Below are 16,053 nucleotides of genomic sequence, written 5' to 3' on the forward strand. Positions count from 1 at the left end.
TGCTTCAGCGCGGTCAGCGCTCATCGCAACAATCCGATTCTACAGGTTCCGCCTGACAGACGGGCCATGCCCGCAGGTTCCAGCGCGGTCCGGAGGACTAATGCCCGAGACGACGATCCCCGCCTCCACTCCGACGCAGACGGCTCCGCCCCGTTCTGCTCCGTGGGGACGAGCGCTGACGGTCTTCGCCTGGCTCTCCTTCATCAGCGAGACCATCATCATCGGCACCGGCGGCGCCGTGCGCCTCACCGGATCGGGCCTCGGATGCTCCGACTGGCCGCTGTGCACGCCGGACTCCCTGGTCCCCATCCTCGAGGTGCAGGGCATCCACGGCATCATCGAATTCGGCAACCGCCTGATGACGGGCGTGGTCGGGATCATCGCGCTGGCCGTCGTGCTGCTGGTCCTGCATCTCTTCAGCGGGAAGCGCGGCCTCGTCACCGCGCTCTGGTTCGCCGCCGGCGGCATCGTGGCAGCCGTCGCCGCGTTCGGCATCGCCGCCCCCCTGCACTTCCCGGCCTCCCCCATCGCGCTCGGGGTCCTCCTGATCGCCGTCATCGCGGCGGCGGTCCGCTCCGTCCGCACGACGCCCGCACGACGTGACCTGGTCCTGCTCGCGTGGCTCGTACTCATCGGGGTGGTGGCCCAGGCGCTCGTCGGCGGCATCACGGTGCTGACGGGTCTGAACCCCTTCATCGTGGGCTTCCACTACACGTCGTCCCTGCTGCTCGTCTGCATCACCGCGGCTTTCCTGGTGCGCCTGAAGACGGACGGCGGGCCTCGTGAACGCGCGGTTCCCGCGTGGTTCTCCGCCGTCACCCATGTGACCGGCCTCGCACTCGCCGTGACGATCGTCTTCGGCGTGCTGACGACCGGGTCCGGCCCCCACTCCGGCGATGCCGACGTGCTGCGACACGGCTTCGATGCGACCGTGCTCGCCCACGTGCATTCGTGGCCCGGCTACATCCTGGCCGCGCTCGTGCTTTTCCTCACGGTCGCCGCCTGGGTGCTGCACCTGGAGCCGCGGCGCTGGCTCCTCGTGCTGGTGCTCGCGATCCTGGTGCAGGTCGGCGTCGGGATCTGGCAGGCACGTGAGGGACTGCCTCCGCTGCTGGTCGGCATCCACATGGTCCTCGCCTCGCTCTCCGCCGCCACGTACACCGTGGTCGTGCTGCACCTGAAGCGCCCGACGCCCGTCGACGACTGAGCCCGCACAGGCGATCCACAGCTCGCACATCGCCGACTCATCAGCGCGTCCGCGATCGTGGACGACATGAACAAGTCACTCTCACGCAGCATCGGATTCTGGCTCCTCCTCGTCGTGTCCCTCGCCACGACGGCTGTCGGCGGATGGCTCATCTCCGGTCAGATCGGGACGATGACGGCCACCCTGCTCGACGGTACGGCCACGGGCGTCGAGGTCTACGTCGGCCAGTCGCTCGTCGTCGTGGGCGCAGGCGTCCTGGCCGCGGGCATCGTCGGCATCCTGCTCACCCTCGGGCTCGTCGCAGCACGCTCGCTCGTCCCCGCTCCCGCCCCGGCCGTCGTCGAGGCGATCGACTGGACCGCCGAGACGACGCAGACTCCGGTCGAGACCGCCACGTCCGAGACCATCGCGTCCCCCGAGGCAGCGCCCGCATACGACGCCGCTGCGGTCGACGTGGTCCCCGCCGCTGACGCGGACGACGCCGCTCGGGATGACGCGCCCACGACCGAGGCGAAGTCGGACGACTCGACGATCACACGCTGATCTTCTCGCGAAAACAACGACGGAGCGGCGCCGAGGAATTCGGCGCCGCTCCGTCGTTTCAGAAGCGTCGGGTCAGAACGGCAGCAGCGGGTCGATCGCGACCGCGACGAAGATCAGCGTCAGGTAGGTGATCGAGGCGTGGAACACGCGCATGGGCCGCGGCTCGGTACCGTGCACGGCACGGTTGTAGAGCCGGTGCGACTCGTAGATGAACCATCCGCCGAAGACCGTGGCGGACACGGTGTACACCAGACCCATGTTCGCGATCGGGACGAGGAGGAGCGAGCACGCCACCGTCGCCCACGCGTAGAGGATGACCTGGAGGCCGACCTGCGAGGCGTTGCGGGTGACACCCAGCATCGGCACATCGACGTCTTCGTAGTCGTCCTTGTACTTCATCGACAGCGGCCAGTAGTGCGGCGGCGTCCAGAGGAAGATCAGGAGGAAGAGGACGAACGCCGGCCAGTCGAGCGAGCCGGTGACGGCGGACCAGCCGATGAGCACGGGGAAGCACCCGGCGATGCCGCCCCAGATGATGTTCTGCTCGGTGCGGCGCTTGAGGATCATCGTGTAGATCACGACATAGAAGAAGATCGCGGTCGCGGACAGGGCTGCGGCGAGCCAGTTGGTCGTGGCGAGCAGCCAGACCGTCGAGACGATCGCGAGCGTCCAGGAGAAGATCAGCGCGCCGCGCGGGCTGATCTCGCCCGTGACCAGCGGTCGATTCTCGGTGCGGTGCATGTGCGCGTCGATGTCACGATCGAGGTACATGTTGAATGCGGCGGCGGAACCGGCGCTCAACGAGCCGCCGATGACGGTCGCCAGCACCAGCCACAGGTTGGGCAGTCCGCCCTGCGCCAGGAACATCACCGGAACGGTCGAGACGAGCAGAAGCTCGAGGACACGCGGCTTGGTGAGCGTGATGTAGGCCTTCACCGTGCGACCGATGGACGACTTCCTCACGGTCTGATCAGACATCGTCGAGATCTCGATCGCCTCCTCTGCACGTGTGACCGGACAACCTCTCCAGTGTATGACACCGGATGACGCCATCCGCGCCGTCCGCTCGCGTAGCACGACAGTCGTCTTCGCTATGCTGAGAGCACTCGCGCGCCCGGCGCTGCGCACACCCCTCCACTCGTCTCCGCGACGGTGCAGGATGCGCCAGGGAAGTTGCGGATGCGCCAGGGAATAAGGGCGCCCTCGAAACTGTCGGAAAGGGCATGAACGTGTCGGAATTGCAGTGGGATGAGATCGATCGACGCGCGGTGGATACCGCCCGAATCCTGGCGGCCGATGCCGTCGAGAAGGTCGGCAACGGTCACCCCGGCACGGCCATGAGCCTCGCGCCGGCCGCGTACCTCCTCTACCAGCGCGTGCTGCGCCACGACCCGACCGACGTCGACTGGCTGGGCCGCGACCGCTTCATCCTCTCTGCAGGGCACTCCTCGCTCACGCAATACGTGGAGCTCTACCTCGGCGGCTTCGGCCTGGAACTCGACGACCTCAAGGCGCTGCGCACCTGGGGTTCGCTGACGCCGGGTCACCCGGAGTACGGCCACACCAAGGGCGTCGAGATCACCACCGGTCCGCTCGGCCAGGGCCTCGCCTCCGCCGTCGGCTTCGCCTACGCCGCCCGCTACGAGCGCGGCCTGTTCGACCCCGAGGCGGCCGCCGGCACCAGCCCGTTCGATCACTTCGTCTACGTGGTGGCCGGCGACGGCGACCTGCAGGAGGGCGTGACCAGCGAGGCATCCTCGCTCGCGGGCCACCAGCAGCTCGGCAACCTGATCGCGATCTACGACTCCAACCAGATCTCGATCGAGGATGACACCAACGTCGCCTTCACCGAAGACGTCGCGAAGCGCTACGAGGCCTACGGCTGGCAGGTGCAGACCGTCGACTGGAAGAAGACCGGCGAGTACGTCGAAGACGTCGCCGAACTCTTCGCCGCGATCGAGGCCGCCAAGGGCGAGACTTCGAAGCCCTCGCTCATCATCCTCAAGACGATCATCGGCTGGCCGTCGCCCGGCAAGCAGAACTCCGGCAAGATCCACGGTTCCGCGCTCGGTGCCGACGAGCTGGCCGCAACCAAGAAGGTTCTCGGCTTCGACCCCGAGGAGACCTTCGCGGTCGCCGACGACGTGCTTGCGCACACCCGTGGTCTCGCCGCCCGCGCCGCCAAGGCCCGCGCCACGTGGCAGGAGTCCTTCGACGCCTGGGCCGCCGCGAACCCCGAGAAGAAGGAGCTTCTCGACCGTCTCGAGGCGCAGGAGCTCCCCGCCGACATCACGGCCGCACTCCCCGTGTTCGAATCCGGCAAGGAGGTCTCGACCCGCGCCGCATCCGGCCAGGTCATCAACGCCCTGGCCGCCGAGCTCCCGGAACTGTGGGGCGGTTCGGCCGACCTCGCCGAGTCGAACCTCACCACGATCAAGGGTGCGCCCTCGTTCATCCCGGCCGAGTGGTCGACACACGAGTGGTCGGGCAACCCGTACGGACGAGTGCTGCACTTCGGCATCCGCGAGCACGCGATGGGTGCGATCGTCAACGGCATCGTCCTGCACGGCAAGACCCGCGCATTCGGCGGCACCTTCCTCATCTTCAGCGACTACATGCGTCCCTCGGTCCGTCTCGCGGCGCTCATGAACATCCCGAGCATCTTCGTCTGGACCCACGACTCCGTCGCCCTCGGTGAGGACGGACCGACCCACCAGCCGATCGAGCAGCTGGCGACGCTGCGGGCGATCCCGAACTTCACGGTCGTCCGCCCCGCCGACGCGAATGAGACCTCTGCCACCTGGCTGGAGATCCTCCGTCGCCACGAGGGACCGGCCGGCATCGCGCTGACCCGCCAGAACATCCCGGTGTTCGAGCGCGGCGAGGGTGCAGCCTCCGGCGACACGTTCGCTTCGGCGGACAACGCGGCCAAGGGCGCCTACGTCCTCGCCGAGGCGCCGAACGGCACGCCGGACGTCATCATCGTGGCCACCGGCTCCGAAGTGCAGCTCGCCGTGAACGCCCGCGAGGCGCTGGCCGCCGAGGGCGTGAACGTCCGCGTGGTCTCCGCTCCGTCGCTGGAGTGGTTCGACGAGCAGGACGAGGCCTACCGTGAGAGCGTGCTGCCCGCATCCGTCACCGCTCGTGTCTCCGTGGAGGCGGGCTCCGTGCTCTCCTGGCGCGGAATCGTGGGCGACCGCGGCCGCTCGGTCGGCATCGACCACTTCGGCGCCTCTGCCGATTACAAGACCCTGTTCGAGAAGTTCGGCATCACGACCGAGGCCGTCATCGCGGCCGCACGCGAGACCATCGCCGCAAACAGCACCAAGGAGAACGCATGAGCACCCCCACCGCACAGCTCGCCGCCGCAGGTGTCAGCATCTGGCTCGACGACCTCTCCCGCACCCGCATCGACTCCGGCAACCTCGCCGAGCTGATCTCGTCGCGCAACGTCGTCGGCGTCACGACGAACCCGACCATCTTCGCGAACGCGATCACCGACAAGAGCAACACGTCGTACGACGCGCAGGTCACCGAGCTCGCCGCCTCCGGCGCGAGCGCCGAGGAAGCCGTCTTCGCCGCCACGACCCAGGACGTCGGCGCCGCACTCGATGTGTTCCGACCCGTCTGGGAAGCCTCGGGACATGTCGACGGCCGCGTCTCGATCGAGGTCTCCCCCGACCTCGCTCACGACACCGCAGGCACCGTCGCGCAGGCGAAGGAGCTGTGGTCCAAGATCGACCGCCCCAACCTCCTCGTCAAGATCCCGGCGACCAAGGCGGGGCTTCCGGCCATCACCGAGGCGATCGCGACCGGCATCAGCGTCAACGTCACGCTGATCTTCAGCCTGGAGCGTTACGCCGAGGTCATCGACGCCTACCTGACCGGTCTGGAGCGCGCGCACGGCGCCGACTTCGACCTGTCGAGCATCCACTCCGTCGCCTCGTTCTTCGTGTCGCGCGTCGACACCGAGACCGACAAGCGACTCTCCGCGATCGGCACGCCCGAGGCCGAGGCGCTCAAGAGCAAGGCCGGGCTCGCCAACGCGCGCCTCGCCTACGAGCTCTTCGAGCAGAAGTTCGCCGAGAAGCGCGCGCAGGACCTGATCAAGCTCGGCGCGAACCTGCAGCGTCCGCTGTGGGCCTCGACGGGCGTCAAGGACCCGGTGCTCCCGGACACCCTGTACGTGACCGAACTCGTCGCCGAGGGCGTGGTGAACACCATGCCCGAGAAGACCCTCGAGGCGACGTTCGATCACGGTGTCATCGCCGGTGACACCATCACGGGCGGCTACGCGGAGGCACACCAGGTGTTCGACGACCTCGCCGCCGTCGGCATCGACCTCACCGACGTCACGCAGGTCCTGGAGGACGAGGGCGTCTCGAAGTTCATCGATTCCTGGCACGACCTGCTGGGTCAGGTGGCCGAGGCTCTGGAGTCCCAGCGATGACCTTCTCGATCCACACGTCCGGCGCGGCGCGCGCCGCGATCGATGAGACCGTGCCCAGCCTGGTCCACGATCTCGTCGCATCGCGCATCACCGGCGGCGACGCCACCCTCTGGGGTGCGGCCGCCGAGGCCGAGGCCACCGTGCGCCTCGGCTGGGTGGAGGCCGTCTCGATCTCCCGCCCGCTCGTCGCCGAGATCGTCGCCCTGCGCGCCGATCTGAACGCCAAGGGCGTGACCCGCGTGGTCCTCGCCGGCATGGGCGGCTCCTCACTCGCTCCCGAGGTCATCGCGCAGACCGCCGGCGTACCGCTCACGATCCTCGACTCCACGGCCCCCGGCCAGGTGCTCGCCGCTCTCGACGAGGGACTCGCCGACACCGTGCTCGTCGTGTCGTCGAAGTCGGGCTCCACCGTCGAGACCGATTCGCAGCGCCGCACCTTCGAAGCCGCCTTCCGCGACCTCGGGATCGATCCGGTGGAACGCATCGTCGTCGTCACCGACCCGGGCTCCCCTCTCGACGTCTCGGCCCGCGAAGCGGGATACCGCGTCTTCAACGCGGACCCGAACGTCGGCGGCCGCTACTCGGCACTCACGGCTTTCGGTCTGGTGCCTTCGGGTCTCGCGGGCGTCGACATCGACGAGCTCCTGAACGAGGCCGAGGCTTCGTCGCTCGAGGTCGCGGTCGACTCCGCCGAGAACCCCGCGCTCCGTCTGGGCGCGGCGATCGCCGCGACGAACCCGCGGCGCGACAAGCTCGGCCTGATCACCGACGGCACGCACATCAAGGGTCTGCCGGACTGGATCGAGCAGCTCATCGCCGAATCGACCGGCAAGGACGGCACCGGCATCCTCCCGGTGGTCCTGCTCCCGGTCTCCCCCGAGCTCGACCCGGTGCCCGCCGACCTGCAGATCGTCCGCCTGGTCGACGACGCCAACGAGTTCCACCTGCATGAGCGCCACGAGGGCGAGATCCTCGTCAGCGGCACACTGGGTGCGCAGCTCATCGTCTGGGAGTACGCGACCGCGATCGCCGGCCACCTGCTCCGCATCAACCCGTTCGATCAGCCCGACGTCGAGTCGGCGAAGATCGCCGCCCGCGGCCTCCTCGACGCTCGCCCGGAGCCGACCGCTCCGGCCTTCGTCGAGAACGGCGTCGAGGTGCGCGTGTCCGATTCGGCCCTCGCCGCCTCCGGCACGGTCGAGGGCGTGCTCGACGCGCTCTGGGCGCAGCTCCCGGCCGACGGCTACGTGTCCATCCAGGCATACGTCAACCGCCTCGAAGTTCCGCAGCTCCAGGGCCTGCGCGAGCTCGTCGCAGCCGATTCGGGTCGCCCCACCACGTTCGGATGGGGCCCGCGTTTCCTGCACTCGACCGGCCAGTACCACAAGGGCGGACCGGCGCAGGGCGTGTTCCTGCAGATCTTGGAGCGCACCGAGGTCGATCTCGAGATCCCGGATCGCCCGTTCACTTTCGGGCAGCTCATCCAGGCACAGGCCGCCGGTGACGCCGCCGTGCTCGCCGAACACGGCCGCCCGGTCGTCACGCTGACGATCACCGAGTCCTCGGACGACGTGCTCGCCCTCTTCGAAGCCGCACAGAAGTAACAGCAGGAGAATCCCCCACCCATGTCTGTTCCCATCTCGCGCGGGCACAACCCGCTGCGTGACCCCGATGACCGCCGTCTCAACCGGATCGCGGGGCCCAGCGCCCTCGTGATCTTCGGCGTCACCGGAGACCTGTCGCGCAAGAAGCTGATGCCCGCGGTCTACGACCTCGCCAACCGCGGTCTGCTCCCGCCGGGGTTCGCCCTCGTCGGGTTCGCCCGCCGCGACTGGGAGGACCAGGACTTCGCCCAGGTCGTCTACGACGCGGTCAAGGAGCACGCCCGCACCCCGTTCCGCGAGGAGACGTGGACGCAGCTGCTCCAGGGCATCCGGTTCGTCTCCGGCGAGTTCGACAACCCCGACTCTTTCCGCAAGCTCCGCGAGACCATCGAGAAGCTCGACGTGGAACGCGGCACGATGGGCAACCACGCGTTCTACCTGTCGATCCCGCCGAAGGACTTCCCGCTCGTCGCGAAGCAGCTGAAGGATTCCGGTCTCGTCGGCGAGAACAGCGATGATGACGAACGCTGGCGTCGCGTCGTGATCGAGAAGCCGTTCGGGCACGACCTCGAATCCGCCCGTGCGCTCAACGCGGCGCTCGAGGTAGCGTTCCCCGCGGACTCGATCTTCCGCATCGACCACTACCTCGGCAAGGAGACGGTCCAGAACATCCTGGCGCTGCGCTTCGCGAACGAGCTGTACGAGCCGATCTGGAACCGCAACTACGTCGACCATGTGCAGATCACGATGGCCGAGGACATCGGCGTCGGCGGTCGCGCCGGGTACTACGACGGTATCGGCGCCGCGCGCGACGTGATCCAGAACCACCTGCTGCAGCTGCTCGCGCTCACCGCGATGGAGGAGCCCATCAGCCTCTCGGCGGAGCACCTGCGTGCCGAGAAGGAGAAGGTGCTCGCCGCGGTGCACGTGCCGGACGACCTCTCCCTCGCCACGGCTCGCGGCCAGTACGCGGGCGGGTGGCAGGGCGGCGACAAGGTCACCGGCTTCCTGGATGAGGAGGGCATGAACCCCGACTCCACCACCGAGACGTATGCGGCCATCAAGCTCGAGATCGACACCCGCCGATGGGCCGACGTGCCGTTCTACCTACGGACCGGCAAGCGTCTCGGACGCCGCGTGACCGAGATCGCCGTGGTCTTCAAGCGGGCTCCGCAGCACCTGTTCGGGCGTGGCAACGCCTCGGAGCTCGGGCAGAACGCGCTCGTCATCCGTGTGCAGCCCGATGAGGGTGTGACGATCCGCTTCGGATCCAAGGTGCCCGGCAGCGGGAGCAACGTGCGCGACGTCACGATGGACTTCGGCTACGGCCACGCCTTCACCGAGGCGAGCCCCGAGGCCTACGAGCGTCTGATCCTCGACGTCCTCCTGGGCGACCCGCCGCTGTTCCCGCGGCACGAGGAGGTCGAGCTCTCCTGGAAGATCCTCGACCCCGTGGAGAAGTACTGGGCGGCCGTCGGCGGTCCGGTGGAGCAGTACGCTCCGGGCTCGTGGGGTCCGGCATCCGCCGACGACCTGCTGGCCCGCGACGGACGAGTCTGGAGACGCCCGTGATCATCGACCTTCCCGACACGACCGTCAGTCAGGTCGCCAAGCAGCTCGTCAAGGTGCGCGAAGAGGGCGGCGCCGTCGCCCTCGGCCGTGTGCTCACCCTGGTCATCGCCGCCCGCAACGGTGTCGCCGAAGCGGCCATCGATGCGGCCAACGACGCATCGCGTGAACACCCCATGCGCGTCATCGTCATCACCACGGGCGACGGCGATTCCCGCCTCGATGCCCAGATCCGCGTGGGCGGCGACGCCGGAGCGAGCGAGGTCGTCGTGCTGCGTGCCTACGGAGACGCCGCGAGCAATGAGGAGAGCCTGATCACCGGTCTCCTCCTACCTGACGCTCCCGTGGTCGCCTGGTGGCCGGAGGATGCTCCGACCTCGCCGTCGACGTCACCGCTCGGCCGCATCGCCCAGCGCCGCATCACCGATGCCGCCACCTCGCCCGACGTGCGCGATCGGCTCGCGCTGCTCGGACGCACCCACGCCCCCGGAGATACCGACCTCGCCTGGACGCGGCTGACGCACTGGCGTGAGCAGCTGGCCGCTGTGCTCGATCAGCCGCCGTACGAGCCCATCACGGGTGTCGAGGTGCGCGGTGGGTCGGCTTCTCCGTCGACCGCGCTGCTCGCCGCCTGGCTGCAGATGGCTCTGGGCGTTCGCGTGCGCTGGTCGTATGAGAACCCCGAGCACTGGCAGGAGGGCATCAAGTCGGTCCGTCTGACCCGCGCCTCCGGCGACATCCTGCTCGAGCGGCCCTCGCCCGGCATCGCGATCCTCACGCAGCCGGATCAGCCGAACCACGACCTCCACCTGCCGCGCCGCACGCTCCGCGAATGCCTCGCGGAGGAGCTGCGCAGGCTCGACCCCGATGTCCTGTACGGTCGAGTCATCACCGAGGGCTGGGAGAAACTGGGTCCGCCCGAGACTGGAGAGTGACGTCGATGCCGGTATCGTCCGCAGAGAAGCGGGTCGTGGTGGAATCCACCCCCGCCGCCCTCGCCGCCCGAGTAGCAGACCGTTTCCTCACGCGTGTTCGCGCGCGCACACGGAACGGTCGAGTCGCCCACATCGCCCTCACGGGAGGTTCGATGGGTGGTGCCGTGCTCCGCGCAGCGGCGGGCGATCCGCGGTCGGCCGCGATCGACTGGTCGCTCGTGCACTTCTGGTGGGGTGACGAGAGGTTCGTGCCGCGAGACGACGCGGACAGGAACTCCCTGCAGTCGCGCCAAGCGCTCCTCGACCACATCCCGGTGCCCGCCGAGAACGTGCACGAGGTGGCGGGACCGGAGACCGGGCTCACGCTCGACGAGTCGGCCGCGGCATATGCCGCCGAACTCGCCCGTTTCGGCACCGACGAGCACCCGTGGCCGTCATTCGCCGTCTGCTTCCTGGGCGTCGGCCCGGACGGACACATCGCCTCGCTGTTCCCGGATCGCGAGGAGGTCACGGTCACCGACGCCGCTGCGCTCCCCGTCCGCGATTCTCCGAAACCCCCGCCCGAGCGCGTCACGCTCACGCGCCCGGTGCTCAACTCGTCCAAGCGGGTGTGGCTCGTGCTCACCGGCGCCGACAAGGCCTCGGCACTCGGACTCGCCCTCGCCGGTGCGAGCTACACGAGCGTGCCGGCTGCCGGCGCCAAGGGGCGCAAGCGCACCGTGTTCTTCGTGGATGAGGCCGCGGCCTCCGAGGTCTCACCCGACCTCATCGATCAGGCGTACTGACCGTCGCGTCGCTCCCGGTCCCCGTTCGGGCGGCTACGGCTGCTCGGGGGGACCGGAGCGGCCCGGCGGCAGGTCGCCGTCGTCCGGGCTCTCGGACCTCTCCGGACGTTCAGTCGCGTCGACGGCCGCCGTCCGCGAGGAGGCGGCTTCTGCGGACGCCCCCTGCCCCGTCGGCGTGCTCCCGCGCTCGATTCCCAGCTCCTGGCTGTCGCTGAGCACCTGCGGGTGGTAGCGGGCGAGGCCCACCACTCCCCACACGGCGATGGCTCCGGCGATCGCGAAGATCACCATGACCCACGGCGGTGCGGCCGCAGCCTCGCCGAGCACGACCATGCCGATCAGAACCGCGACGAGCGGATCGACGACCGTGAGGCCGGCGATCACCAGGTCGGGCGGCCCCGAACTGTACGCGGTCTGCACGAAGTAGCCGCCGACCGCAGCCGCGGCGAGGAGCGCGAGGACGCAGATCGCGGTGATCCACTCGAACTGACCGGCCTCGATGCGCTTGATGATGACCTTGGCGAGGGTGGCGACGAAGCCGTAGAGCACGCCGGCGCCGACCACGTAGAACAGCGCACGCATGCGGTGACGGAGTATCAGCCAGCAGGCTCCGAGGATGATGATGACCACCAGCAGGAGGGCGAGGATCACGAAGAGCTCGCGCTCCGTCACCTCCTGCTCGGTCGCGTAGATCGCGGCGAAGAAGACGAAGAGGAAGATGCCGCCAACACAGCAGGCTATGGCTGTGAGCGATTGTCTCGTCGGGCTGTGACCGGAGACTCTCGCGTTCAAAAGCGTCGTGATGACGAGCGCGATGGCACCGAGCGGCTGCACGACGATCAGCGGCGCCTGGACGAGGGCCGCGAGCTGACAGACCACCGCGAGGCCGAGCATGAGCGTTCCGACGAGCCAGGAGGGCCGTGTGAGCAGTCGTTTCAACTGGTCGAAACTCAGCCCCGATGCCCCATCGGCGCCGCTGAGACGCTCGACCTTCTCGACTCCCCGGTGCTGGTATTGCGCGCCGAGCGACATGAAGACCGCTCCGGCGAGGGCCAGGGGGATCCCGAGGAGGATGCCAGGGTTCTGGAAGGCTCCGACGAGCTGATCGCCGACCTGTTCGGCCCCGTTCATCCACACCCCAGCAGTCACGGTACGAGCCTACCGGGCGAGCGCCGCCGACTAGGGTTGTGACGTGGCTGTACTTCCGATTCGCATCATGGGCGACCCCGTCCTGCACTCCCCCGCATCCCCCGTCGACGAGATCACCGACGACATCCGCACGCTCGTCGCCGACATGTTCGAGACGATGGACACCGCGCCGGGCGTCGGGCTGGCCGCCCCGCAGGTCGGCGTCCCCCTGCGCATCTACACCTACGCCTACGTAGACGACGACGATCAGCCGTGGCGCGGCGTGCTCATCAACCCCGAGCTCTGGATGGTGCCGTTCGAACCGGGCGACCCCGACCCCGACCTCGAATCCGAGGGCTGCCTCTCCTTCCCCGGCGAACGATTCCCGCTGCGTCGCTCGGAGCGGGTCCACGTGACCGCGACCGATCTGGAAGGTCGACCGGTCACGATCGACGTCGACGGATGGCGCGCCCGGATCATGCAGCACGAGTTCGATCACCTCGACGGCATCCTCTATGTGGATCGTCTCTCGGACGGCGACTGGAAGACGGTGCAGAAGATCGCCCGTAAGCGCGGCTGGGGGCGTCCGGGGGCGAGCTGGATGCCCGGCGTGGACGACCTCGAGGGCTGAGCCGCAGCACAAGCGGACATCGTGTCCCCGAAGGCACGAAGGAAGACCAACATGAAGCTGTACGAACGGACCCCGCTGCTCTTCGCCGCGTGTGCCCTGACAGTCGCGGTCGCCCTGACCGGCTGCGGAACCGCCGCCCCCTCCCCGGAACGCAGCGCGACGGGCGACGGCGCCGGTGTCGCGAAGAGCGAGACTCCCGCTGTGGCTGTCGGCGACTGTCGCCTCGAAGCCACCAGCGGCCTTCCCGAAGACGCGGAAGTCGTCCCCTGCGCCGAACCCCACGACGAAGAGGTCTTCCACGAGATCGAGATGCCCGGCGGCGCCTTCTCGCAGGAAGCGATCGAAGCCGCCACCCTCGACTGCATCGGGGATCCGTTCACGGACTTCGTCGGGGTACCGAGGGAGGAATCCGCGCTCGGCGTGTATCTCATCCCCCCGACGGAGGAGACATGGGACCAGCCCGACGGGCGCGTCGTCTACTGCGTGCTGGTCGACCCAGCGGGGCAGACCGAGGGAACGCTCGAAGGCGCGGCACGCTGACCGCACAGCGTCACCGGTGGCTCTCAGCCGTCCGATGCGCGCAGCGCGAGCCACGCGGCGACACGATCATCCGGGTCCGCCAACGACAGCCCGATCAGATCCTCGATCCGTCGGATGCGTGCCGTCAGGGTCTGTCGGTGGATCCGCAGGCGGCTGGCGCTCTCGCCCCACGCACTGTTGGTTGCGAGGAAGACCCGCAGCGTCTCGATGAGTTCGGTTCCTTGATCCCCCGAACGGAGCGGATCGAGCAGTCGGCCGATCCGCTGCGCCTGCTCCGGGGCGAGCTGCTCAAGCACGAAGGAAACAGTCGGAATCGCGGCGTAGCTCACCACGCGTTCACCACTGGTACGGGCCGCCTCGCACGCCTGACGCGCCTCATCGACACTTCGCGCCAGCTCATCCGTGCCGGCTGACCGCCCGAGACCGAGGTAGAGCGTCGATGCGAAAGCACGGACCCTGTGCGCGATCTCCTCCGCGTGCTCCTCGCGCAGAAGCCCATGGATGAAGCCGCGGTGAGACGTGAAAACGTGCTCGGCACCCAGCTCGTCGAGCCAGAGCGCGAGCAGATGCTCGACATCGACGCCGCTCGTGCGCGAGGCCAGAGCGAATCCGACGAGCGTTCTTTCGTGCACGCCCCAGCGACGGAGCAGGCGCATGGCTCCGTCGCCGCCCTCGAGAACCGTTTCGAGCATCATCGATCGGCCGAGGCGCTCGAGATGACTGCTGTCGCGCGTTCTCATGAGGAGGTCGAGCAGCGCCGCGGCCTGCGAGCTGAGCTCTCTCCCTCGACCGGAGCTGTCGTTTCGCGGAGCGGTGACGAGTCGTGCGCTGATGTCCTGCCCCGGCCCCACCGGATGGACCTGCAGGGCGCGGTGACGCACACGGACCGGGCGGCCGGTCGCGACCGCCATCGCGTCGTCGATGTGCAGGCTTCCCGCTCCCGCCGTCGTGATCACCTCGCCATGCCGGTCGAGGAGCACGGCCCACCCGTCGATCCGGTGTGCGAGTTCGGCGATGACGCCCGTGATCCCGCTGCGTCGAGCCGCGAGCGTGAGAACCCGCATCGCCGAGGTGATCGCTCTCGCCTCCGCGGCCTGGTCAACGGCGAGGAGGGCCGTGAGCCGAGGCATGAGCAGTTCCTGCGATGTACGTGCACCCACGATCGCGGTGATCCGCGCTGCGGAGAGCACCTGACGCAGAGGAGGTGTGTCGGCGCTCGTGACGAGCACGACCTCCCTCAGGAGTGCGGCTCGCTCCGGATCGTCGATGAGCGCGAGGATCGGCTGCTCATCTGTCGTCACGAGTGTCGCGAAGAGTCGATCGGTCGGGACGCCGAACGAATCGATCCTGACGACCGAATTCACGTGCCGGGCGCTCGGGACCTCGCCCTGCAGCAGTTCGCCTTCGAGGTACCGCGCTACGGAGACGACATCACGAACCATGTCTCGATCATACGAAATGTCGAGTGCAGGCCACGCCTTTCACACATTTGTCGGATGCTCTGACCGGGCGCGCTCTCCTAGCATCGTGCGCATCCCCTCTCCACCCGAAGGATGTCATGAAAGCTGTTGTCTTCCGCGATCCGCAGTCTCCGATCGAGTTCGTCGACGTCGACCTCGCACCCCCGCGCGCCGGCGAGGTCCGCGTGCGAATCGCCGCCGCCGGCGTGTGCCACTCCGACCTGCACGTCAAGCGTGGTGAGTGGGACGCCGCCGCTCCCCTGGTCATGGGCCACGAAGGATCCGGCGTCGTCACCGAACTCGGCGAAGGCGTCACGACACTCGCCGTGGGCGATCACGTCGTGCTGAGCTGGGTGCCGCCGTGCGGCGAGTGTCGATACTGCCGCGCCGGGCACGAGGCTCGCTGCCAGAAGGTCGCGACCGTGGTCGCACCGCTCGGTGTGCTGTTCGACGGGACCTCGCGTCTCAGCCGCGACGGCGAGCCGCTGCACCACTATCTCGGTGTCTCCTCCTTCGCCGAGGAGGTCGTGGTCCCGGCATCCGGTGCCGTGAAGGTCCGCGACGACGCACCGCTCGACGTCGTCGCCGTCGTCGGCTGCGCTGTCGCGACGGGAGTCGGCGCCGTACTCAACACCGCCGCCGTCGAGCCTGGTGCCACCGTCGCGGTCATCGGCTGCGGCGGCGTGGGACTCAACGTGGTCCAAGGAGCACGCCTCGCCGGTGCGGAGCGCATCGTGGCGATCGACGTACGCCCCGAGAAGACCCAGCTCGCCCTGCAGTTCGGCGCGACCGACCGCATCGACGCCTCGCAGGGCGATGCCGTCGCACAGCTGCGCGAGCTGATCCCCGACGGGGTCGACTACGCCTTCGATGCGATCGGACGCACGATCACGACGGAGCAGTCGATCCAGATGCTCGGACTCGGCGGCGCCGCGGTGATCGTGGGTCTCCCGCCGACCGGGGCGCGCGCCTCCTTCGAACCCCTCGTCCTCGCCGAAGCCGATCAGCGCATCCTCGGATCGAACTACGGCTCCGTCCGGCCCTCCATCGACGTTCCCGCGCTCGTGGACCGCTACATGGATGGGCAGCTCAAGATCGACCCGCTGATCTCCGGACGGCGACCGCTCTCCGAGGCCGCAGCCGCGCTCGACGATCTCGAGACCGGTTCGGCACTTCGCACGCTCCTCATCCCCTGACCGCA

14 protein-coding genes are annotated in these 16,053 nt (G+C 68.6%); 11 read left to right on the plus strand and 3 right to left on the minus strand.

Annotated features, from left to right (window positions below):
• Positions 1–100: 100 nt before the first annotated feature.
• Positions 101–1,207, plus strand: coding sequence for a COX15/CtaA family protein (locus HCX50_RS13705; RefSeq protein WP_167634764.1), 1,107 nt, complete (start codon positions 101–103; stop codon positions 1,205–1,207).
• A 66-nt stretch (positions 1,208–1,273) separates the two neighbouring features.
• Entirely contained in the window at positions 1,274–1,750 is a 477-nt protein-coding gene (locus HCX50_RS13710; RefSeq protein ID WP_167634765.1) for a hypothetical protein, read from the plus strand.
• 72 nt (positions 1,751–1,822) lie between these two features.
• Here the strand turns inward: HCX50_RS13710 and HCX50_RS13715 are convergent, their stop codons facing one another.
• Entirely contained in the window at positions 1,823–2,728 is a 906-nt protein-coding gene (locus HCX50_RS13715; protein WP_029261751.1) for a heme o synthase, read from the minus strand.
• 251 nt (positions 2,729–2,979) lie between these two features.
• Here HCX50_RS13715 and tkt point away from each other — a divergent pair, with 251 nt between their 5' ends.
• From tkt to pgl, 6 genes are read left to right on the plus strand one after another with little or no spacing between them, the layout of a single operon-like run.
• Positions 2,980–5,091: a transketolase gene (tkt, locus tag HCX50_RS13720; RefSeq protein ID WP_091037646.1), complete on the plus strand. Its 2,112-nt coding sequence runs from the start codon at positions 2,980–2,982 to the stop codon at positions 5,089–5,091.
• On the plus strand, positions 5,088–6,200 hold the full coding sequence (gene tal, locus HCX50_RS13725) for a transaldolase (RefSeq protein WP_167634766.1): 1,113 nt from the start codon (positions 5,088–5,090) through the stop codon (positions 6,198–6,200). The genes tkt and tal overlap by 4 nt, the downstream gene beginning before the upstream one ends.
• Positions 6,197–7,804 (plus strand): hypothetical protein, encoded by a 1,608-nt coding sequence (locus HCX50_RS13730; RefSeq protein WP_091036884.1) that lies wholly within the window; start codon positions 6,197–6,199, stop codon positions 7,802–7,804. The genes tal and HCX50_RS13730 overlap by 4 nt, the downstream gene beginning before the upstream one ends.
• 21 nt (positions 7,805–7,825) lie before the next feature.
• Entirely contained in the window at positions 7,826–9,376 is a 1,551-nt protein-coding gene (gene zwf, locus HCX50_RS13735) for a glucose-6-phosphate dehydrogenase (RefSeq protein ID WP_029261747.1), read from the plus strand.
• Positions 9,373–10,308, plus strand: a complete 936-nt coding sequence (locus HCX50_RS13740) for a glucose-6-phosphate dehydrogenase assembly protein OpcA (protein ID WP_029261746.1) — start codon at positions 9,373–9,375, stop codon at positions 10,306–10,308. The genes zwf and HCX50_RS13740 overlap by 4 nt, the downstream gene beginning before the upstream one ends.
• Before the next feature lie 5 nt (positions 10,309–10,313).
• Entirely contained in the window at positions 10,314–11,093 is a 780-nt protein-coding gene (gene pgl / locus HCX50_RS13745; protein ID WP_205829151.1) for a 6-phosphogluconolactonase, read from the plus strand.
• 33 nt (positions 11,094–11,126) lie between these two features.
• Here pgl and HCX50_RS13750 read toward each other — a convergent pair whose 3' ends face one another.
• Positions 11,127–12,224, minus strand: coding sequence for a DMT family transporter (locus HCX50_RS13750; RefSeq protein ID WP_167634781.1), 1,098 nt, complete (start codon positions 12,222–12,224; stop codon positions 11,127–11,129).
• A gap of 61 nt (positions 12,225–12,285) precedes the next feature.
• On the opposite strand from HCX50_RS13750, the gene def reads away from it, so the two are divergent.
• Both def and HCX50_RS13760 read left to right on the plus strand, forming a co-directional pair.
• Positions 12,286–12,852, plus strand: a complete 567-nt coding sequence (gene def / locus HCX50_RS13755; protein WP_091036889.1) for a peptide deformylase — start codon at positions 12,286–12,288, stop codon at positions 12,850–12,852.
• A gap of 51 nt (positions 12,853–12,903) precedes the next feature.
• On the plus strand, positions 12,904–13,392 hold the full coding sequence (locus HCX50_RS13760; RefSeq protein ID WP_167634768.1) for a hypothetical protein: 489 nt from the start codon (positions 12,904–12,906) through the stop codon (positions 13,390–13,392).
• A 23-nt stretch (positions 13,393–13,415) separates the two neighbouring features.
• Here the strand turns inward: HCX50_RS13760 and HCX50_RS13765 are convergent, their stop codons facing one another.
• A complete protein-coding gene (locus HCX50_RS13765) occupies positions 13,416–14,834 on the minus strand; it encodes a PucR family transcriptional regulator (RefSeq protein WP_167634769.1) in 1,419 nt (472 codons plus the stop codon).
• 116 nt (positions 14,835–14,950) lie between these two features.
• Here HCX50_RS13765 and HCX50_RS13770 point away from each other — a divergent pair, with 116 nt between their 5' ends.
• Positions 14,951–16,048, plus strand: coding sequence for an alcohol dehydrogenase catalytic domain-containing protein (locus HCX50_RS13770; RefSeq protein ID WP_091036896.1), 1,098 nt, complete (start codon positions 14,951–14,953; stop codon positions 16,046–16,048).
• Positions 16,049–16,053 lie beyond the last annotated feature (5 nt).

The organism is Microbacterium sp. B19(2022) (assembly GCF_012030385.1).
GTDB classification, from domain to species: Bacteria; Actinomycetota; Actinomycetes; order Actinomycetales; family Microbacteriaceae; genus Microbacterium; species Microbacterium oxydans_B.

Bases quoted from the DNA above. Each gene is read 5' to 3' on its own strand.
- tal (WP_167634766.1), top strand. From the start codon at position 5,088: ATGAGCACCCCCACCGCACAGCTCGCCGCCGCAGGTGTCAGCATCTGG.
- HCX50_RS13710 (WP_167634765.1), top strand. From the start codon at position 1,274: ATGAACAAGTCACTCTCACGCAGCATCGGATTCTGGCTCCTCCTCGTC.
- HCX50_RS13705 (WP_167634764.1), top strand. From the start codon at position 101: ATGCCCGAGACGACGATCCCCGCCTCCACTCCGACGCAGACGGCTCCG.
- HCX50_RS13765 (WP_167634769.1), bottom strand. From the start codon at position 14,834: ATGGTTCGTGATGTCGTCTCCGTAGCGCGGTACCTCGAAGGCGAACTG.
- HCX50_RS13730 (WP_091036884.1), top strand. From the start codon at position 6,197: ATGACCTTCTCGATCCACACGTCCGGCGCGGCGCGCGCCGCGATCGAT.
- zwf (WP_029261747.1), top strand. From the start codon at position 7,826: ATGTCTGTTCCCATCTCGCGCGGGCACAACCCGCTGCGTGACCCCGAT.
- HCX50_RS13760 (WP_167634768.1), top strand. From the start codon at position 12,904: ATGAAGCTGTACGAACGGACCCCGCTGCTCTTCGCCGCGTGTGCCCTG.
- pgl (WP_205829151.1), top strand. From the start codon at position 10,314: ATGCCGGTATCGTCCGCAGAGAAGCGGGTCGTGGTGGAATCCACCCCC.
- HCX50_RS13770 (WP_091036896.1), top strand. From the start codon at position 14,951: ATGAAAGCTGTTGTCTTCCGCGATCCGCAGTCTCCGATCGAGTTCGTC.
- HCX50_RS13715 (WP_029261751.1), bottom strand. From the start codon at position 2,728: ATGTCTGATCAGACCGTGAGGAAGTCGTCCATCGGTCGCACGGTGAAG.
- HCX50_RS13750 (WP_167634781.1), bottom strand. From the start codon at position 12,224: ATGAACGGGGCCGAACAGGTCGGCGATCAGCTCGTCGGAGCCTTCCAG.